Below are 20,180 nucleotides of genomic sequence, written 5' to 3'. Positions count from 1 at the left end.
GATGGGTCGTTCGGCGCGGCCGATACCGCCCCGGCCGGTCTGCGACCGATCGGAAGAGGGTTTCGCCCAGGCGCCGTGCGTGCCCGGACCATGCGGCGGGAGGCTATGCCGTCATGAAGCGCGTCTGGCCGTGGGCCATCCGCGCCGATCTTTCTACTTCCCCACGGCCTCCGCCGGGGTCTCGTCCACCACCGATACCCGCACCTTGTCGATCCGGCTCGGCAGCACCGACTGCACCGTGAAGCGCAGTCCCTCGCGCTCGATCGCCTCGCCCACGTCGGGCATGCGGCCGAACTCGAACAGCAGATAGCCGCCCAGGGTGCCGTGGCGACCGGAGGCGGTCAGCGGGCGGCGGTCGAGTGCTTCGGTCACGTCCTGCAGCGCGATCGAGGAATCCGCGTCGATCGTATGATCGTCGACGCGCTGCCATTCCGCCTCGTCCTCATCCTCGGCGAGGTCGCCGGCGATCGCCGCGAAGATGTCGGTGGTGGTGACCACGCCCTCGATATTGCCGCGGCCGTCGACGACGACGGCGAAACGTTCGCCGGTCTCGCGGAGAATGTCGGTCAGCCGCAATGTCGAGATGTCCTCCGACACCACCAGCGCGCGTTCGGCGTGGCGGCCGAGATCGGGCTCGTCCCGCATCAGCGGCGGAAGGATGGTGCGGGTCTCGACCACGCCCAGCAGAGTGTCGATGCTGCCGCGGCACAGCAGCACGCGGGTGCGGCCGCTCTCGATCAACCGCGTCAGGTTGGTCTCGGGCGCTTCCTCCACGTCGAGCCAGAACAGGTCGGCCCGCTCGGTCATGATCGCGTTCACCGGCAGGTCGGCGAGCGCGATCACGCCGTGGATCATCTCGCGTTCGGCGGGCTGGAAGGCCTCCTCCTCCGCGTCGCGCGGAGCGCCGCCGGCTTCGGCCTCCTGCGGGGTGCCATCGGCGTCGAGCCGGCTGCGCGGCGTCAGCAGACGATAGATGCCGTCGGCCGCGCGCTGGCGCAGCGGCAACTGGTCAAGCGCGCGGCGGCGGTTGTGCGTGCTGATCTGGTTGAAGCCCTCGATCAGGATCGAGAAGCCGATCGCCGCATAGAGATAGCCCTTGGGCAGATGGAAGCCGAAGCCCTCCGCCACCAGGCTGAAGCCGATCAGCAGCAGGAAGCTGAGGCACAGGATGATCACCGTCGGGTGGCGGCCGACGAAGGCGGTGAGCGGCTTCGAGGCAGCGATCATGATCGCCATCGCGATGACGACCGCAGCCATCATCACCTCCAGATGCTCAACCATGCCGACCGCGGTGATGATCGAATCGAGCGAGAACACCGCGTCGAGCGCGATGATCTGCGCGATCACCACCCAGAAAACGGCATGCGCCGGCGCGCTGCTGCCATGGTCCGGCGTACCTTCCAGCCGTTCATGGATTTCGGTGGTCGCCTTGACGAGCAGGAACAGCCCGCCGCCCGCAAGGATGATGTCCCGCCACGAGAAATCGAGGCCGGCGACGGAAAAGACGGTGGCCTTGAGCCCCACGATCCAGGCGATGCTGGCGAGCAGCACCAGCCGCATGACCAGCGCGAGGGTCAGCCCCAGCAGGCGCGCCCGATCGCGCTGATGCGGCGGCAGCTTGTCTGCCAGGATCGCGATGAACACCAGATTGTCGATGCCGAGGACCACCTCCAGCACGATGAGCGTGGCAAGCCCTGCCCATATTGAGGGATCGAGCAGCATCTCCATTGTCGTTCAGGCTCCTGTCCTGCGACCGCGATCGGGGGCGGCCGGCGGTTTCATGTCGGGGGTCACGGGTTGCGCCTCCGCGTGCGGCGACGCCGATAGCGTTCGCTGCCGAGGATGCGGGTGGTGATCGCCATGCCGCCCAGGGTCATCACGACGATGCCGGCGCCGAACAGGATCATGTCCCCCTCGGTGATCCGCATATCGGGGCCGATGCTGTTGGCGGCGAGATAGCCGGGCGCGAACATCAGCGGCACCCAGAGGATGGCGGAGGCGATGTTGGCGGCCTGAAAGGGGCGTTTCTTCATCTCCATCACGCCGGCGACGAGCGGGATGGTCGCGCGGATGGGGCCGAGAAAGCGGCCGAGGAACACCGCCATGAAGCCGTATTTGCGGAAGAACAGCCGTGCCCGCGCCACCATCGGGCGATGCTTGCTGAGCGGCCAGCGGCGGTAGACCGAGGGGCCGATGCGCCGCCCCATCCAGTAGGAGATCCAGTCCCCCACGATCGCGCCGCCCATCGACCACAGGATGATCGGCCAGGGATCGAGCACGCCGGTGCCGAGCAGTCCGCCGATCGCGAGCATCACCGCGGTTGCGGGAATGAAGATACCGACGATCGCCAGCGATTCGCCGAAGGCGAGCACGCCGACGATCGGCCCTGCCCAGAACCCGTGTGCCGTCACGAAGGCGGTGGCACGGGCGATCACATCTTCCACGGCTCAGCCCTCGCCCACGCCGGGGCGCATGGTTCGGTGTCGGCTCACCGGGCGGCGATCTGGCCGGTCGCCGGCACCGTCAACGACGCGCCGCCCAAAGCGGCGCGATGCAAGGCGAACGGCATATGGTCGGCCGTTGAGACGATGCGCAGAAAGGCGATGATCACGACATATCCTGTGACGGACTCGGTAACGGTCGCTGCCGCCGTGGGCAATGCCATATCGGTGTTGAATGTTTGCTGGCGCCCGGCAGGCTTTATCCGAGCGGGCGCAATACGAGCGGACGCACGGGGCGGTTCGCATCGCAGGCGGTGACGGGAGCGTCAGAAACGTGCAAAGGGGGCCGCGGGCGGTGCGTTTCTCGCCGCCCGTTTCATCCATTCGGGGAGCCCCCGCAAGACCATGTCCTTCCGTATCGAACCGACCGCCCATCCGACTCCCGACGCCGATCGCAAGGCGCTGCTCGAGGCGCCCGCCTTCGGCCGCGTATTCACCGATCACATGCTTACGATGCGCTACACCGCCGATGCCGGCTGGTCCGATGGCGTCATCGCCGCGCGTGCGCCGCTTGCGATCGATCCGGCAGCGGCGGTGCTCCATTATGCGCAGGAGATCTTCGAGGGGATGAAGGCCTATTGGCTTGCGGACGGCACGCCTGCGCTGTTCCGCCCGGAAGCCAATGCCGCGCGCTTCAACCGCTCCGCGGTGCGCATGGCGATGCCCGAACTGCCCGAAGAGGCGTTCGTGGAGGGCATCAAGCAGTTCGTCGCGCTGGAACGCGACTGGATCCCCAGCGGCGACGGCGCCTCGCTGTACCTGCGCCCCTTCATGTTCGCGACCGAGGCCTTCCTGGGCGTGCGGCCGGCGCGCGAATATCTGTTCGCGATCATCGCCTCGCCGGCCGGATCCTATTTCAAATCCGGCTCGGCCGGGCTGCGCCTGTTCGTGTCGCGCGAGCATGTTCGCGCAGCCCCCGGCGGCACCGGCGAGGCGAAGTGCGGCGGCAATTATGCCGGCGGGCTGATCGCCCAGTCGGTCGCGTCGCAGGCGGGCTGCGACCAGGTGCTGTTCCTCGATGCCCGCGAGCAGCGCTGGATCGAGGAACTCGGCGGCATGAACATCATGTTCGTGTTCGACGACGGATCGATGGTCACGCCGCCGCTGGGCGGCACCATCCTGCCCGGCATCACCCGCGATTCGCTGCTCCAACTCGCCCGCGACGCCGGCGTGACGGTGCGCGAGGAGCCCTATTCGATCGAGCAGCTCAAGGCCGATGTCGCCGCGGGCCGGCTGGTCGAGGCGTTCGCCTGCGGCACCGCCGCCGTCGTGTCGTCGATCGCGACGTTCGTCGATGGCGACCAGGAGATCGGCCTGCCCGCCGCGACGCCGGTGACGACGCGGCTCAAGTCGGCGCTGCAGAGCATCTATGCCGGCACCGCGGAAGACCGCCACGGCTGGCTGACGCGGATAGCCTAGAGCGGCGAGCATTTTGTCTGGACCGTTCGCCCTGAATAGCCATTGAGCCCCTCGACGCCGCCTGCAGCGTCGCTCGGGATAAACTTGCCCTACGGGCAAGTCGAAATGGCACATCGAAGGGCCTAGCGCGGAGCAGCCCCTTCGATACGGGCCTTCGACTTCGCTCAGTCCCTACTCAGGGCGAACGGTTCATACATATCGCTTGACGCTCCAAACGCGCGTTTCTGGGCCGTCGCCTATTGCGGCGCCCCGAACCCGCCGCCGCCGGGCGTGTCGATCACGAACACGTCGCCGGCCGCCATTTCAACGCTCTGGGTCGACCCCAGCACCTCCACCGAACCGTCGGTCCGCCGCACGCTGTTGCGGCCGAGCGCCCCCGGCGCACCCCCCGCGAGTCCGAAGGGCGGCACGCGGCGGCGGTTGGAAAGGATCGTCGCGGTCATCGGTGCGAGGAAGCGGATGCGGCGGTGGACGCCGTCGCCGCCGCGGTGGCGCCCTGCCCCACCCGATCCGCTGCGCATCTCGAACGCCTCGATCAGCACCGGGAAGCGCCATTCGAGCACTTCGGGGTCGGTGATGCGGCTGTTGGTCATGTGCGTGTGTACCGCCGAGGTGCCCTCGAAATCGGGGCCCGCCCCCGCACCGCCGCAGATCGTCTCATAATATTGGTGGCGCGCGTCGCCGAACGTGAAATTGTTCATCGTCCCCTGCGCCGCCGCCATCGTGCCGGTCGCGCCGTAGAGCGCATCGGTGATGACCTGGCTGGTCTCGACATTGCCTGCGACCACTGCGGACGGATAGGCGGGATGGAGCATAGACGCCTCGGGGATGACGAGGTCGACCGGCCGCAGGCAGCCATCGTTCATCGGGATATCCTCGTCGATCAGCGTGCGCATGACATAGAGCGTCGCGGCGCGGCAGATCGAGGGCGGCGCATTGAAATTGGTCGGCTGCTGGCCGCTGCTGCCGGTAAAGTCGATCCGCGCACGCCGCGCCTCGCGGTCGATCGCGACGTCGACATGGACATGCGAGCCGTCGTCCAGCGCATAGGTGAAGGCACCGTCCGGCAGGCGCGCGAGGATGCGGCGCACCGCCTCGGCCGCATTGTCCTGCACATGGCCCATATAGGCGAGCACGACATCGCGCCCGAAGGCGGCGACCATCTTGCCGATCTCTGCGGCGCCGCGCGCGCAGGCGGCGATCTGCGCGCGGATATCCCCCACATTGCGATCCGGATCGCGCGCCGGATAGGGGCCCGATGCCAGTGCGGCGCGGAACGCCGCCTCGCGGAAATGGCCCTGTTCCACCAGCAGGAAGGAATCGAACAGCACGCCTTCCTCGTCGAGCGAGCGGCTGTCGGGCGGCATCGATCCCGGCGTGGTGCCGCCGACATCCGCATGGTGGCCGCGCGCCGCCACGAAGAAGGAACAGGTGCCGGCATCGTCGAACACCGGCATCACGACGGTGAGGTCGGGCAGGTGGGTGCCGCCCTTGTAGGGATTGTTGACGAGGAACACGTCGCCGTCTCGCAGGCCGACCGTCGCGAGCGCCTTGTCGCGCACCGCCTGGACGCTGTCTCCCATCGATCCGAGATGCACCGGCATGTGCGGGGCATTGGCGATGAGGGCACCCGCGCCATCGAACAGCGCGCAGGAGAAATCGAGCCGTTCCTTGATGTTGACCGACAGCGCGGTGTTTTGCAGCGCCTGCCCCATCTGCTCGGCGATCGCCATGAACAGATTGTTGAAGATCTCCAGCCGGACGGGATCGAGCGCGGCGAGCCCCGCCTCGGCCTGCGGGCGCAGCGCCTCGACGCGCGTCATCACGATATCGCCATTGTCGCGCCGCTCGATCGACCAGCCGGGCTCGACGACGATCGTCGCGGTGTCGTCGTAGAGGATCGCCGGGCCGGCGGTGGGCCTGTCCACCGGCAGCGCGTTGCGCGGCATGATCCGCGTCGCGCGCGGCCTGCCGGCCATGAAGGTCTCCACCGTCCGCGCCGTCGCCTCGGGCAGATGGTCGGTGCCGAAGCGCGCCTGCGCGCGCTGCGAAGGCACGATCAGTTCGACCGAGACCGATTCCACGATCAGCGCCACGCCCGGCGTGGTGAAGCTGAAGCGCTGCCGGTACTGCCGCTCGAAATCGGCACGCGCGTTCGCGGCATCGGCCTCCGCCACCTCGATCGCGGTATCGGTGCCGCTGTAGCGCAGCATCAGGCTGCGTCGGTACTGCGCCGCACCGACGTCGAAGCCGTCGCTCTCGACGTCGGCGCCGCATTCGTCCTGCAGCGCATCGAGCAGCCGTGCCGCCTCTGCCAGGCCGCCTGCGTCGAGTTCGGCTTCCATCGCGCGCTGGCGGACGATGCGCTGATCGGCAAGGCCGATGCCATAGGCGGAAAGCACGCCCGCCAGCGGGTGGACGAGCACATGGCGCATGCCCAGCGCATCGGCGACCAGGCAGGCATGCTGGCCCGCCGCGCCGCCGAAGCAGGACAGCACATAGCCGGTCACGTCATGCCCCTGCGCGACCGAGATCTTCTTGATCGCATTCGCCATGTTGTCGACCGCGATCGCGAGGAAGCCTTCCGCGAGTTCCTCCGGCGAGCGGCGCGGATGGCCGGCGGCGACGATCGCCTCTGCCACCTCGACGAAGCGGTCGCGCACCACTTCGGGGTCGATCGGCAGATCGCCGTTCGGCCCGAACAGCCGCGGGAAGCAGTCGGGCTGAAGCTTGCCGAGCATCACGTTGCAATCGGTGATCGTCAGCGGCCCGCCGCGGCGGTAGCAGGCGGGGCCGGGATCGGCGCCCGCGGACTCCGGCCCGACGCGCAGCCGGGTGCCGTCGAAGCGGCAGATCGAGCCGCCGCCCGCCGCGATCGTGTCGATCGCCATCATCGGCACGCGCAGCCGGACGCCGGCGACCACCGTCTCCAGCGAGCGTTCCAGCGTGCCGGCATAATGCGATACGTCGGTCGACGTGCCGCCCATGTCGAAACCGATGACCTTTTCGAACCCGGCGATCCGCCCCGTCTCGACCATGCCGACGATGCCGCCGGCGGGGCCGGACAGGATCGCGTCACGCCCGCGGAACGACGCCGCGCCGGCAAGCCCGCCATTGGATTGCATGAACGACAGCGGCACGCCCGCCCCCAGTGCCTCCGCCACCTGCCGCACGTAGCGGCCGAGCACCGGCGAGAGATAGGCATCGACCAATGTCGTGTCGCCGCGGCCGACGATCTTCATCAGCGGGCTGACGCGGTTGCTGACCGAGACCTGCGCGAAACCCACTTCCTCCGCGATCGCGGCGATGCGTTCCTCATGCGCGGGATAGCGATAGCCGTGCATCAGCACGATGGCGGCGGCGGTGCAGCCCGCCTCGCGCGCGGCCAGCAGTTCGGCGCGGACATGATCCTCGTCGAGCGCGACGAGGATATCGCCACGCACATCCACCCGCTCGCGCGCCTCGATCACGCGCCGTTCCAGCCGGTCGGGCAGCACGATGTTGCGGTCGAACAGCCGCGGTCGGTTCTGGTAGCCGATGCGCAGCACATCCCGGAACCCCTGGGTGGTCACCAGCACCACCGGTTCGCCCTGCCGTTCGAGCAAGGCGTTGGTGGCGACGGTGGTGCCCATCTTCACGCTGGCGATGCGGTCGGCAGGCAGCGGATCACCCGCAGCGAGCCCCAGCACATCACGAATGCCCTGGATCGCGGCATCCTCGTAGCGCTCGGGGTGGGCGGACAGCAGCTTGCGGGTGACGATGTGGCCTTCCGGCGACAGCGCGACCAGATCCGTGAACGTGCCGCCGCGATCGATCCAGAAATGCCACATCAACCATCATCCCAATTGCCCGGCCGCCATGCCAGTGGCCGATGCCGGCGCACAACCCCGTTCGCCCCGCACCGCGGCCTGCGCAACGCATCGCACAAACCCGGCGCCCCCGATGCTCAACCATTATCACGTGATTATGAATGCAGCTCTGGAACATTCGCAGCCGACCGCGCATGAATGCCAGCCATGCCGAGCGGCACAACCATCATGCGCCATCGGGTGCGATCGCGGAACGTGAAGAATCAGGAGCAGAGCATGAAGAGACTTGAGGGCAAGCGCGCCGTCATCACCGGTGCAGCCCATGGCATCGGCAAGGCGATCGCCGAGGCGTTCGTCCGCGAAGGCGCCAGCTTGATCCTCGCCGACATCGACGAGACGGCGGTGACCGCGCTCGCCGACACGCTGGGACAGACCCCGGCGCGCGTCGACGTCGGCAGGAAGGCGGAAATCGATGCGCTGTTCGCGCTGGTCGAGCGCCAGTGGGGCGGCATCGACATTCTCGTCAACAATGCCGGCGTCACCCACGCCTGCGACCTGCTCGATCTGGCCGAGGAGGATTTCGACCGCGTCTTCGCGATCAACCTCAAATCCGCGCTATGGGCCACGCAGGCAGCGGGCCGGATGATGCAGGCGGGCGGCGTGATCATCAACATGTCGTCGGTCAACGCGGTCCTCGGCATCCCCAACCAGATCCCCTACGCGCTGTCGAAAGGCGCGATGAAGCAGTTGACCAACGTCTGCGCGCTGTCGCTCGCGCCGCGCGGCATCCGCGTCAACGCGATCGGGCCGGGCACGATCCTGACCGAACTGGCGCGGTCGATCATGACCGACAAGGCCGCCGAAGACCGCATCCTCAGCCGCACCCCGCTCGGGCGCACCGGCGCGCCCGAGGAGATCGCCTCGGTGGCGGTGTTCTTGGCGTGCGACGAATCCTCCTACATCACCGGGCAGACCATCTATCCCGACGGTGGCCGGCTGGGGCTGAACTACACGGTGCCGATCGTGCGGACGTGAGGCGAAGGCGTCGGCGTCCGGTTCGGCCGGGCGCCCGCTTCAGCGATCGACGCCTTCGAGGCCGAGCCATTGCGCCATGCGCTCCAACGCGCCCTGCAGTGCCTCCGGCGCGTGATCGGGCGCACCGGGTTCGAAATGGATGGCGCGCGCGATCAGCCGGCAGGCCTGCCGATCGGCCTTCAGGTCGACGCGCGCCACCAGGCGATCGCCGAGCAGGAAGGGCAGCACATAATAGCCATGCAGGCGCGCGGGTGCGGGCACATAAATCTCGATGCGATAGCGGAAGCCGAACAGCCTTTCGGTGCGGTCGCGCTCCCAGATCAGCGGGTCGAATGGCGCGAGCAGCGCCTGCGCCTCGATCCGGCGGGGCTGGCGGGCATCGCGGTGCAGCCAGGCATGGCGCCAGCCCGGAACCTCGACAGGGATGAGCACCCCCGCCTCGGCGAGTGCCTGGATCGCGGGACGCGCCTGTTCGGGCGACTGGCGGAAATAGTCGCGCAACTCGCGTTCGGTGGCGATGCCGTGCGCCATGGCCGCACGTTCGATCAGCGCGCGATGCGCCGCGGCGTCCGTGGGTGTCGGCCGTGCCAGCACGTCCGCCGGGATGACGCGCTCGGTAAGATCATAGACCCGTTCGAAACTGCCGCGCCGCGTCGCGGTGGTGATGTGCCCCGCCCAGAACAGCCATTCCAGCGCGCGCTTCGTATCGCTCCATTCCCACCAGCCGGATTGCCCCTTGTGCGCTTCGAAGTCGGACGCGGCGAGCGGGCCTTCGCCGCGGATGCGATCGAGCAGCGCCATCGCCTCCGCCCGCCGCCCGGTGGCGTAAGCGCGCATCGGCCGCCAGCCGGCGTCCCCACGATCCGCCTGCGCCATGCGCCAGCGCAGCAGCGGATGGAGATCGAAGGGCAGCAGCGAGGCTTCGTGCGCCCAATATTCGAACAGCGCGCGCTTGCGCTTCGCGCCCCAGGCGAGCGCGTCGAGATCGGCGCGGTCATAGGCCCCCAGGCGGGAGAAGGCCGGCAGATAATGCGCGCGCGCAAGCACGTTGACGCTGTCGATCTGGTGCAGCGCCAGCCGTTTCAGATTGCGCCGCAAATGCGCCGCACCCGGCGCATCCGGTTGTTTCGTGCCAAAGCCCTGCGCGGCAAGGGCGATGCGCCGCGCGAGCGGCAACCCGATGCGCTCGACCTTCATTGCCCCGACAGCTAATCGGCCGGGTGGTGTCTGGCAACCGCCGGCCGCGAACGACATGGCGGGTGCCGTAGCTGTCGAGGTCGAGTTCGAGGTCGCTGAGATAGGCTGATCACATCGTCGTCGCCGCTACCGCAATCGCGGACGGTCCCCGACAGGTGAGCGGCCTGTCCCGGTCAGGCGTGAGCGATCCAGCCGCGCCAGGTGAAGGCCGTGAAGAACAGGCGAACGTCGGCGAAGCCGCCGGCGCGGATGATGGCTTCGTCCGTTTCCGGATCGAAGCTGTGCAGACTGGCGGCCACCGCCGCGCGGGCGCCGTTCACCTGGTCGGGATCGGCGCCCATCGCGATCGGATAGTTGGCATAACGGTCGAGCCAGACGTCCCGCTCCGCGGCGGCCTGCGGGAAGCTGGCATGCGCGGCGACGAACGGCGCGCCGGGACGAAGCCGGTCATGGATCGCCCGGACGGTGCGTTCGCGCTCGGCCGCATCGAGGAAATGCAACGTCAGGAGGCAGGTTGCGCCATCGAACGGCCCCGCGGGGGCGTCGTCGATATAGCCTTCCACCAACTCCACCCGCTCGCGGTGCGGGCCCAGCACGCGCCCGGCCAGCCGCAACATCTCCGCCGCCGGATCGACGCCGACGAAGGTCCAGCCCGGATGGGCATCCGCCATCGCCCGCAATTCCTGGCCGCCGCCCGCGCCCAGCACCAGCACGCGCGCATCGGCGGGCATGCGTTCCGCCAGCAGCAGCCCGGTCATCCGGTGCAGCGCCTCGAGGCCGGGCACGAAGCGTCGCGGCCCATCCTCATAACGCGCCACCGCGTCCGGATCGGAGAAATTCTTCAGGAACGGTTCCTGGGCAGCATCAGCCATGATGATCGGGCTCCGGGCAGGCGCCCGGCACATGTTGCGCCAGGCGATCGTGAAAATGGGTGCTGAGGTCCGCCAGCGTGACGGTGCCGAACGACGCGAGCAATTGCCGCTCGGCTTCGTCCAGACTGGCGCCCAACGCGCCGTTTACCGCCTGCTCGACCGCGCAGTCGGGATGGTTGCTGCGGTTGCCGATGGCGAAAAGGGGCGGAGAGCCGATGCCCTCATAGATGTCGCGAAGCGTGATCGTGGCGAGGTCGCGCGCGATGGTCCAGCCGCCGCCATGCCCCTTGCCGGACTGGACATAGCCCTGTTGCCGCAGCCCAGCCATCACCCGCCGGATCACCACGGGGTTGGTGCGCATCACCCGCGCCAGCGCCTCGGAGGTCACCGGCCCGCGATGCTCCGCCATGTGGAGCAGGACGTGGAGCACGCCCGAAAGACGACTGTCGCGACTCATGCAACTATCACTATTACATGATTCGATAAGGTGCAAGCCGGATCGACGCCGGGCAGCGAGCCCGACGGTATTCGACCTCGGCTACGCGCTGGCGATGGCTAGGCGCTATCCACGGGTGGCGGCGCTGGCGCGGGACTGACGGCCGGCGCGGCGGCGGCGATCCGGATCGGCGCCTCGATCAGATGCGGTGACAGCGGCGGATTGCGCGGAGTCTCGCCCCGGTCCCGCGGTACGTTGGTCAGCCCGATCGGATAGAGGGTGAGCGCGCCGTCGGCGTCGATGCGCATCCGCAGGAAGCCCTTGTAGCCGCGATGACCGATCGACGAGAACGCCTCGTTCGCGTGGCGACCGAACAGCAGCAGCATCACAAGCAGATAGATACCGAAGACCGTCGCGGAGACCACAGCGGATGCAAAGCCGATGCCGGCGATCAGCCCGATCTGCTGGGCGAAACTGATCAGTGTCGTCACCTTTTCAGGCCAGATCGAAGAAGTGGCCCGGGCGAGCGCACAGGTCGTCACCGTCACCGCTGCCGCGCTCGCCGCTGCATGCACCGCTCCAGCGGCGAAACGGCCCAGCCCGCTCTTCACGTCGGCGAAGAAGTGATAGCCCACCAGCGTTACGCCGAGCAGCAGCGGCGCAAGCGGCGACGCAATGACAAACTGCCAGTATAATTCCACGGCACGCCATAGGCTGCCGCCGCGCAGGAGTGCATCGCCGAGCCCTACCTTCTGGTCCAGCCGCGCGTTGAAATCGAGAATCGAGATGAACAGCGCATAGGCGGGCGTGAGCAGCAGCGGGAACTTCCAGTTCTTGACCGCGAACAGCAGGTTCCAGAAGGTCAGCAGCCGCGACGTCGCGGCGGCGGGATAGACTGCGGGTGTGCCATCCGCGGACTGCGCGACTTCGAAGCTGCGCTGCGATCGCGGATTGTTGCGCCGATGCTGTACGCCTGGCGGCGGGAACTCCGAGGTGAAATTCTTGTCCGTCACCTGCTGTGTGGGGTGGAGGAAGGCGCCGCCGCCGCCGCAGGTGACATAGTGGCGGTCCCCCTCGACGAAGCGGACATAATGGTGGCTGTCGCCGGTCAGCACGAGGCGCAGTTGATGCCCCATCGGGTCGCCCTTGTCGTCGCGCTCCGCCCCGGCCAACCGCTCGAGATAGGAGAAGCTCGCGAAACCGGGATCGGGGTCGGCCTCGTCGACATATTGCCAGCTGGGCGTGCCGACGCAGAGGATAAGTTTCGAGCCCTTGGGCATCCAATAGCGCGCGGCATGCCGGAAATATTCGATCTGGGGCTGGTCGATATAGCCCTCGAGCTGGCTGTCGATGCCCCACAGCCACCAGCCGCCGGGCAGTTGCAGCGCGAAATAGCTGCGCGTCTGGTGCGTTTCCCAGCCCGCGATGGCGCGACCGGGCCGCGCCTGACCGATCGTGCCGGGAATCGCGATGCGGCGGCGGCAGAACAGGCCGAAAAAGGCGTTGAGCCCATCATACCAGTCATGATTGCCGGGGATCGCATAGAGGTCCGGCCGGGCCTTTTCCTCCGGCCAGCCGTTCGCCTTCGCCTCGGCCTGCTGGGCGGCCTCGAAGGGGGCGAGCAGGCGATCCTCATATTCGGCGCGGCTGGCGGTGGGATAGACCTGATCGCCGCCCATCATGAGCACTTGCCCGCGCGGCAGTTCCACACCGTCGAATGTCAGGCTCTTCGCGCTGAGCAGGCGGGCGATCGCATAGGTGGAGTTCCAGCCATCGCCGGTGTCGGCGACGAAATCGAGCCAGAAACCGTCCGCCCCCTTGCCCTTATAGTCGAAGCTCTCGTCGAACGGCTGCGGCGCGATCGCGTTGGCGGCGGCGAGCGCCTCGCGCTTGTCGGCGAACTGGCCGAACACGGTGGAGATGGCGACGCGGATGCCGGTCTGCGCGAGCTGCGCCGGATCGTACCAGCCCGTCATCGCCCGCTTGCGCCTCATCGTCCCGCCCTCCTCATGCCACGCCCTTCGCAAGCAACGCGATCGCGCGCTCCGCCAGCGCGGCGATGGTGCGGGAGGGGTTCACCCCCACCGCTTCCGGCACGATCGCGCCATCGAGCACCATCAGCCCTTCATAGCCGAACACCCGGCCGATATGATCGACCACGCCGGCCTTGCGGGACGTGCCCATGTTCGCGCCGCCCAGCGGATGCGGCGTTACGAGGTAGCGCGCGACCGACCAGCTCGGCGGCACCACCGGCGTGCCGCCGGTCGCGCGCGACAGCCGCTCATGCATGTCGACGATCGTATCCATCAGCTTGCGCGACTTCGCGATGTTCCACGTCAACGTCAGCCGCTTCGGGCCGAACAGCCACCAGCGCCGCCTGAGGCTGAGTATGCCATCGGCTGCGTCCACGCCTTGGGCGAACCAGGGCATCATGCAGTCGATCGGGCCATGCGCCGCCATCGCCTTGCGCATCACGGCCAGGAAGCGCGCGACCTCCTTGTGCGACGTGTCCGCCGCCTCGATCCACCCCTTGATCAGATCCGGCAGGCCGCCATCCTCGATCCAGAAGGATTGGCCGTCCACCGATCCGTCGAGAAAGTCGATCGCGCTGGTGATGGTCGGCCCGCGATGCGGATGGAGCGCGCGCCCGGGGTAGAAGGCCGGCGTCAGGAAATCGCCGTTGCTCGACCAGTTGCGCCCCACGAACGCGCTGAGCGCAGGCAGGGTCTTGTGGACATCGCGGCACCGCAACAGCAGTTCGGTGGAGTTGAGCGATCCCGCCGCCAGCACGACGCGCTTTGCGGTCACGCTGCCGCCGCGGCGCTCCCCCTCGATCCGGTCGAAATGGACGCGCCAGCCGTCCGCGCCCTTGCGCCCCAGCGGCTCGATCGAGGTGACCAGATGCAGCGGACGGATGTCGGCGCCATGCGCCTCGGCGATGACGAGATAATTCTTGTCGAGCGTGTTCTTGGCATCGGCGTCGCAGCCGATGTCGCAATTGCCGATATGGACGCAGGTGCCCTGCTCCACGCCATGCCGGTTGAGCGAACGGCGGCTGCGCGCGACCGTCATCGCGCCGGGCGCGTCATAGCTCCATTCGGGGTCGAAGCGCACCGCCAGATCGAGCTTGCGGAAGCGCGCACCCGCGCCGATCGCCTCCGCCCCCTCCTTCATCATCTTCATCCGCGCCGGCCACTGGTTGTCCGGCACCTGCTGCACCTCCATCACCGCGCCCACCGTGGCGTAATGCGGCGCGAGATCGGCGAAGCCGATTTCGGGCGGCCAGCCGGCATCGAAGGTCGATGCGGCCGGCACCGCCGAGATGTTGGCATAGATATGCGATCCGCCGCCCACCGCGGCGCCCTGCGCCACCGCCATGTTGCGGAACACGCGCAGGTCCAGCCAGCCGTTGCGCTTCACCGGATCGTCCTGGCTCCACAGCCATTCGTCCGCCATGGTGCGGGGATAGTTGGCGGTGGACCAGCGCCGGCCGCGCTCCAGCACGATCACCCGTTCACCCGCCTCGGCCAGCCGCGCCGCCGCCACCGCGCCGCCGAAGCCGCTGCCGATGACGATCGTGTCACAGTCCATCGCGATGGCCCATCGCGGCGTCAGCCCCCGCTCCGGCCGTGCGGGCCGTAACTGTCCCACAGTTCGCCGAGGAACATCCTGCCGAAGCGCGCCAGCACCGCCGCCGCCGCCGCGGCATCGGCCGCCCCGGTCGCGCGCATCGTCGACATCAGCCGCACCAGATCGGCGACGCCAAGGGCGAGGGTGCCGGCACCCACCACCGTCCCGCCCGCGTCTACCCCTTCGTGCAGCCGGGTGAACAAGGTGGTGGTGTCCCGCCACAGGTCGAACCCCGGATCGTCGCGCACCTCCTTGCGGCCGGCCAGGTAATAGGGCCGTCCGCCATGCGCGAACGCCAGTTCATAGACCATCAGCTTGAGCCTGGGCTGGCCGGACGGGCTGAACAGGCGGAAGACCCCGGCGGTGGCGGCGATCCCCTGCCCCCAGCCCGGCACGTCGAGCGTGCCGCCCAGCGTGCCGTTGTGCCCCGGATCGGAAAGGAACAGATCGATATCGTCGATCGCGACCTGGGCGTGCATCGTCAGCGCGCTGCCGGTTCGTTCGCCCTGCCGACGTCCCGCTTCGGGATCAGTCTCTCCAAGCACGAAACCGCCCGTCATCGCTTCGTTGAAGCGAATCCCTGCCATCGACGCACCCCGCCCAAATCCAGTGTCCAGATCATCACGAATCCAACTGGCATTCAAGGCAAATTCATCTTCCACCGTAATTTGATCTGTTCCAAGTCAACAAGTTTTGTTACCCATGCCGGTCATGCCTCCGACTTGCGCAAGGGGCTCCGCGTTTTAGGGACATTGGTCATGACGCGAATAATTCCGCTGTTTACGCTTGCAGGCGTACCGGACTGCGAGACATCGACGCACTATATCGCCACCGAGGACATGCTGGGGCTCAGCCTGTTGCGCTTCAACAAGGCGCCGGCGCGCGATGTGGTGATGATCGTCCATGGGCTGACCACCTCATCCGACATGTTCATCATGCCGGAACATGAAAATCTCGTCCGCTATCTTCACGCCAACGGTTATCCGGACGTGTGGTGCTTCGATTACCGGATGAGCAACCGCCACCCCTACAACCTCACCCGCCATCGCTACACGATGGACCATATCGCGCTGTTCGATTTCCCGCCGGCGCTGGCCAGGATCCGCGAGATTTCGGGGGCGGACGTGCGCATCCACGTCATCACCCATTGCCTGGGCGCGGTTTCCTTCTGCCTGGGGCTGTTCGGCGGCGCCATCACCGGCGTGACCAGCGCGATCGCCAACAGCGCGGGGCTCGCGCCGCGCGTGCCGGGCTGGTCCAGGCTGAAGCTCAAGATGGCGCCCTTCCTGATGGATTACATCATCAACGAGCCCTATCTGGCGCCCAACTGGGGCGAGGAACGCGGGCTGACGCCGGGCAAGCTGGTCAGCAAGGTCGTCGACCTGTTCCACCCGGAATGCGACAACAAGGCCTGCCACATGCTGAGCTTCATGTGGGGGACGGGCCGGCCCGCGCTCTATTCGCACGCCAATCTGCTGGACGTGACGCACGAGCGCGGCGGCGACCTCTACGGGCCGACTTCCCCGCAATATTATCGCCACGTCAACAAGATGGTGAAGCATGGCCATGCGGTGAAGCTCGATCCGTCCGACCCGAGCCTGAAGCGGCTGCCGGACGATTATCTCTCCCGCGCCGCCGAAGTGACCACGCCGGTGCTGTTCACCACCGGCCGCGACAATCATGTGTTCGCCAACAGCAATATCGTCTGCCACGAGATGCTCGAAAAGATCACGCCGGGACTGCACGAGCTCAAGATCTATGACGGCTACGGCCATCAGGACGTGTTCATGGGCAAGGACGTCGCGCAGGACGTGTTCCCGGCGATGCTCGATTTCATCCGCCGCCATTCGTGGAGCGAGGACCAGATCCAGGCAGCCTGACGCCGCGCCGGCGGCGGAAGCCGCAGCCGACGGAACCGACGAAAACGACAAGCGGGGGAGAGGATCATGCAGGCCTATCGCTTTACCAGCCATGAGGGCTTCGATCACGACAGCATCGACAGTTTCGGCTATGACTGGGGCCGGATCGGCGACCGCGCGACCAGGCCCATCCGGCCGCTGAAGATCTACCTGCCCGAGACGACCGAGGATCTGGTCGCGGTGCTCACGGAAACGCACCTGCTGGGCCAGCGGCCGACGATCCGCAGCAAGGGCCATTCCTCCAACGACCTCGTGCTGAACGATCGCGGCGCGGTGATCGGCACCCAGATGATGACGGGCATCGTCGCGCTCGACGAACCCAATGCGCAGGTGACGATCCGGTCCGGCACGGTGCTTGCCGACCTGGACGAAGAACTGGCCAAGCATCATCTCGGCCTCAAGATCATCGGCGATCACAACCATATCACCGCGGGCGGCTTCGCCTCGGTCGGCGGCATCAGCCCCGCCTCGCACCGCTTCGGCCTGTTCCTCGATACGGTGCTGGCGCTCGACCTCGTCACCTGGGAGGGCGCGGTCGTGCATTACGACAAGGCGACCGACCCCGCAGGGCTCAACCGCGTGCTGGGTTCGTGCGGCCGGCTGGGCGTGATCGCGACGATGACGCTGGACCTGCAGCGCGTCGACAAGTGGGTGGAGCTCGTCCACAACCGGCGCGTCATCACCCGGGACATGACCAGGTTCATCGCGCATTCGGGCAAGATCATCGCCGATCCCGGCGACGCGGTGATGGAGCGCGGCGTGTGGCTGGAATATCCGATCGGCAAGCGCATGCTGACCCTCGGCCAGTTCTCATCTTATCATGCAACCGAGCAGTCGAGCTGGGCGCGCTTCGTCGACAGGGTGCACTACGGCTATCTCCACTGGATCGGAGACCGCGCCGGCCGCTCCGCCGCGTGGCTGGAAAAGGTGCTGAAAGTGCTGGGCATGCTCGGCATCATCTACAGCCCGAAATATGCGACACTGAAGAATGTCGAGACGTTCAGCGACCGCATCATCGACAGCAGCGAGGGCGATCCGCTGCGCATGCTGATCGTGCTGGCGCCGATGGACCGCTACGAGGCGCTGTTCCGCGGCCTCCACGCCATCCTCGACCGCTTCCGCCGCGACCATGACGCCTTCGCCTTCATCTCCTTCTATGTGAAGGCGATCAAATCCGCCTGGCTTTCGGGCGGCGAGGCCCAGCCGTTCTGCGAACTGATGCTCTACCTGGGCATCCGCCCCGGCCTGACCCCCGAACTGCTGACGGCGCTCGTCGCCGACATCGACGCGCTGTGCATCGCGCAGGGCGGCTTCCGCTACATGCACACCAAGACCAGCAAGAACGCCGACATCCGCGCGAAGGTGGACCCGAACTCGGTCCACTACAGCGCGGATATGCCGTGGACATGAGGGACGGGAATGCGACCGGTTTGTCGCGCTGCGTGCTTTCGCCCGCTGCTCGACCGACGACGAGAAACAGCCGCAGCATTCAGCCTTCTCCTGCAGGAGGAGGCTGAATCACTTTCCCAGCCAAAGCCTAATATCATCTACGATTTCATGGCTTAGATCATAATCAGGATTTATTCTTCATTATTTCCTGACGCTTTACGTCCATCCCATTCAAGAAGATCACCCGGCTGGCATTCTAGAAACTCACATATCTTCTCTAACGTGTCGAATCTCACACCTTTGACGCGCCCCTGCTTCAACAGAGACAAATTCGCTTCGGTTATACCGACGAACGCGGCCAGATCCTTGGAGCGAGCCTTGCGACGTGCCAGCATCACGTCGAGCCGAACAAGAATAGCCATCAGACTATCTCTTCCAGTTCTTCGCGAAACCGCCTGCCCTCGTCGATGACCCGGCTGATCGTCATCACCAACGTCGCGACGGCAATGACGAAGATGCCATTGAACAAAGGCATTCGTATCGGTGGCACATACCGCGCGCCGGGTGGCAGGAAGGCGAACTGGTGTATCGCCATAGCCAGCAGCGGCAGCACGGCCGCTGCAGTGGCTGCTATGAGAAGCCAGCGGCCAAAAGCACGCAAATGCGCCGTCGTGTCCGCCGCGAACACCTGGCCTGCACGCGACAGGCGCAAGAATGCTGAGAGGCGCCAAAGGGCGTACGAAAAAGCGAAATAGGAAAGCGCGCCGGTTCGCGAGGCATATTCTGGCACGTAAAGTTCATTGAAACGGATCAGCAATCTCGTTTGTCCGACATTGACGTCAAAGCTTCCGACGATGGTCACCACGCCGCCCGCGAGCGCCACGGCCGTTGCGATCCAGCACAGGAAAAGGCCCAATGTGGCCGACTTCGCCAATTTTTCGTTATTGCCAGAAGGCATATAATTTCTGTCCTACAGAAACTTGACATCGCAATATAGAAATTTATATGCGATCGGCATGAGGCGCAATGGGTATCCGTCACGGTCTCCATCCGCCGCAAACGAGTGATCAAGATTCCTTTCGCTGCGCGACGTCCTCTTCCGACGCTCGCATTCAAAAGGTGCGGCGGCGGCATCGATAATGATTCGCCCGGACGCACGAGGGCGGAGATCAGTGGCGTGCGAGCACCGGCAAGCAGGAAATTATCAGCATGGCTTATCTCCAAAAAACACCAGTCCGGTTGGCGATCATCGCGCTGATTTTTGGCACTCTCTTTATTCCTGTTACGATCCCGTACCGCGTGATTATGCTCGCCGGTGCAGCATTGATCTGGACAGTTCTCGAGGCAAGGTCGCTGCAGCCTGTCGGACTGGGCCGGCACCCCCTCCGTTCGACCATGGTCTGGGCCATTTCGATTGCGGTCGGCGTGATTTCATCATCAATAGTGGTGGCGCCGATAATCAACTGGTTGCTTGGCGTCCACGCCGATCTGAGTGGCTATGGCGCGCTCAAAGGCAATGCCCAATTGGCGCTCCAACTCCTCGGATTTGCCCTCGTCAGCGCCGCGGTGGGTGAGGAGATTCTCTTTCGAGGATTTCTTTTGCGTCAGCTGACCGAAATCTTCGGTTCGAGCAATCAAGCGCAATGGTGCAGCATCCTGGTGAGCAGCACCCTGTTCGGTCTGGCGCATTCCATGCAGGGCTTGGCGGGCATCATCACGACCGGTCTGGTCGGGGCGATTTTCAGTTGGGCCTGGTTCCGCAGCGGCCGGAACCTATGGGCGTTAATCGTGGCCCATGCGCTGGTCGACAGTTTCGGTATCGGAATGCTCTATTTGGGCTGGTCCGCTATCTAGGTCGCCTTGCCTTTTCGATAGGCCGTGAGCCGGGCATGACCGAGCAGCGATGCGTTGAGCGCCGAAAGACCTGCAGGGAGGGGCGCCGCGTTGCGCCTGGGAACGGCGAAACAATCCGC

Annotated in this window: 17 protein-coding genes; 5 read left to right on the top strand and 12 right to left on the bottom strand. The window is 66.4% G+C overall.

Going from position 1 to position 20,180, the window contains the following annotated elements; all coding sequences use genetic code 11:
• Nucleotides 1–153: 153 nt before the first annotated feature.
• From NX02_RS33985 to NX02_RS33850, 3 genes are all read right to left on the bottom strand, one after another.
• Nucleotides 154–1,728, bottom strand: a complete 1,575-nt coding sequence (locus tag NX02_RS33985) for a TerC family protein (protein WP_025290380.1) — start codon at nt 1,726–1,728, stop codon at nt 154–156.
• A gap of 62 nt (nt 1,729–1,790) precedes the next feature.
• Entirely contained in the window at nt 1,791–2,444 is a 654-nt protein-coding gene (locus NX02_RS01130) for a DedA family protein (RefSeq protein ID WP_025290379.1), read from the bottom strand.
• A 44-nt stretch (nt 2,445–2,488) separates the two neighbouring features.
• Complete coding sequence (locus NX02_RS33850) at nt 2,489–2,611, bottom strand: hypothetical protein (RefSeq protein ID WP_281178273.1); 123 nt, start codon at nt 2,609–2,611, stop codon at nt 2,489–2,491.
• A 235-nt stretch (nt 2,612–2,846) separates the two neighbouring features.
• Between NX02_RS33850 and NX02_RS01125 the strand changes: the two genes are divergently transcribed.
• The gene (locus tag NX02_RS01125) at nt 2,847–3,920 is read left to right on the top strand and encodes a branched-chain amino acid aminotransferase (RefSeq protein ID WP_039996343.1); all 1,074 of its coding nucleotides are present in this window, start codon (nt 2,847–2,849) and stop codon (nt 3,918–3,920) included.
• Between the two features lie 236 nt (nt 3,921–4,156).
• Here the strand turns inward: NX02_RS01125 and NX02_RS01120 are convergent, their stop codons facing one another.
• The gene (locus NX02_RS01120; protein WP_025290377.1) at nt 4,157–7,750 is read right to left on the bottom strand and encodes a hydantoinase B/oxoprolinase family protein; all 3,594 of its coding nucleotides are present in this window, start codon (nt 7,748–7,750) and stop codon (nt 4,157–4,159) included.
• Nucleotides 7,751–8,005: 255 nt separating this feature from the next.
• On the opposite strand from NX02_RS01120, the gene NX02_RS01115 reads away from it, so the two are divergent.
• Nucleotides 8,006–8,764 (top strand): SDR family NAD(P)-dependent oxidoreductase, encoded by a 759-nt coding sequence (locus tag NX02_RS01115; RefSeq protein WP_039996962.1) that lies wholly within the window; start codon nt 8,006–8,008, stop codon nt 8,762–8,764.
• A gap of 39 nt (nt 8,765–8,803) precedes the next feature.
• Here the strand turns inward: NX02_RS01115 and NX02_RS01110 are convergent, their stop codons facing one another.
• The 6 genes from NX02_RS01110 to NX02_RS01085 all read right to left on the bottom strand — a co-directional run bounded on the left by NX02_RS01110 (nt 8,804) and on the right by NX02_RS01085 (nt 15,486).
• On the bottom strand, nt 8,804–9,961 hold the full coding sequence (locus NX02_RS01110; RefSeq protein ID WP_025290375.1) for a winged helix-turn-helix domain-containing protein: 1,158 nt from the start codon (nt 9,959–9,961) through the stop codon (nt 8,804–8,806).
• Nucleotides 9,962–10,134: 173 nt separating this feature from the next.
• Nucleotides 10,135–10,833 (bottom strand): class I SAM-dependent methyltransferase, encoded by a 699-nt coding sequence (locus tag NX02_RS01105; RefSeq protein ID WP_025290374.1) that lies wholly within the window; start codon nt 10,831–10,833, stop codon nt 10,135–10,137.
• On the bottom strand, nt 10,826–11,290 hold the full coding sequence (locus NX02_RS01100) for an Rrf2 family transcriptional regulator (protein ID WP_025290373.1): 465 nt from the start codon (nt 11,288–11,290) through the stop codon (nt 10,826–10,828). Before NX02_RS01100 ends, NX02_RS01105 begins: the two co-directional genes overlap by 8 nt.
• A gap of 98 nt (nt 11,291–11,388) precedes the next feature.
• Complete coding sequence (locus tag NX02_RS01095) at nt 11,389–13,263, bottom strand: hypothetical protein (RefSeq protein WP_158013852.1); 1,875 nt, start codon at nt 13,261–13,263, stop codon at nt 11,389–11,391.
• A 13-nt stretch (nt 13,264–13,276) separates the two neighbouring features.
• The gene (locus NX02_RS01090) at nt 13,277–14,860 is read right to left on the bottom strand and encodes a GMC oxidoreductase (RefSeq protein WP_025290371.1); all 1,584 of its coding nucleotides are present in this window, start codon (nt 14,858–14,860) and stop codon (nt 13,277–13,279) included.
• Between the two features lie 20 nt (nt 14,861–14,880).
• The gene (locus NX02_RS01085; RefSeq protein ID WP_047099713.1) at nt 14,881–15,486 is read right to left on the bottom strand and encodes a hypothetical protein; all 606 of its coding nucleotides are present in this window, start codon (nt 15,484–15,486) and stop codon (nt 14,881–14,883) included.
• A gap of 171 nt (nt 15,487–15,657) precedes the next feature.
• On the opposite strand from NX02_RS01085, the gene NX02_RS01080 reads away from it, so the two are divergent.
• The gene (locus NX02_RS01080) at nt 15,658–16,779 is read left to right on the top strand and encodes an alpha/beta hydrolase family protein (RefSeq protein ID WP_025290370.1); all 1,122 of its coding nucleotides are present in this window, start codon (nt 15,658–15,660) and stop codon (nt 16,777–16,779) included.
• A 66-nt stretch (nt 16,780–16,845) separates the two neighbouring features.
• A complete protein-coding gene (locus tag NX02_RS01075) occupies nt 16,846–18,228 on the top strand; it encodes an FAD-binding oxidoreductase (protein WP_025290369.1) in 1,383 nt (460 codons plus the stop codon).
• A 170-nt stretch (nt 18,229–18,398) separates the two neighbouring features.
• Here the strand turns inward: NX02_RS01075 and NX02_RS31135 are convergent, their stop codons facing one another.
• The gene (locus NX02_RS31135) at nt 18,399–18,629 is read right to left on the bottom strand and encodes a helix-turn-helix domain-containing protein (protein WP_084717575.1); all 231 of its coding nucleotides are present in this window, start codon (nt 18,627–18,629) and stop codon (nt 18,399–18,401) included.
• Nucleotides 18,629–19,165: a DUF2975 domain-containing protein gene (locus tag NX02_RS01070; protein ID WP_084717574.1), complete on the bottom strand. Its 537-nt coding sequence runs from the start codon at nt 19,163–19,165 to the stop codon at nt 18,629–18,631. The genes NX02_RS31135 and NX02_RS01070 overlap by 1 nt, the downstream gene beginning before the upstream one ends.
• Nucleotides 19,166–19,416: 251 nt before the next feature.
• On the opposite strand from NX02_RS01070, the gene NX02_RS01065 reads away from it, so the two are divergent.
• Nucleotides 19,417–20,061 carry a CPBP family intramembrane glutamic endopeptidase gene (locus tag NX02_RS01065; RefSeq protein ID WP_084717573.1) on the top strand — a complete coding sequence of 215 codons (645 nt, stop codon included), beginning with the start codon at nt 19,417–19,419 and terminating at the stop codon, nt 20,059–20,061.
• Nucleotides 20,062–20,180 lie beyond the last annotated feature (119 nt).

The sequence above is a fragment of the Sphingomonas sanxanigenens DSM 19645 = NX02 genome (assembly GCF_000512205.2).
Lineage (GTDB): Bacteria > Pseudomonadota > Alphaproteobacteria > Sphingomonadales > Sphingomonadaceae > Sphingomonas_D > Sphingomonas_D sanxanigenens.
Note: the sequence above shows the minus strand (reverse complement) of the source record. Positions and strands in the feature narration are given on the sequence as shown.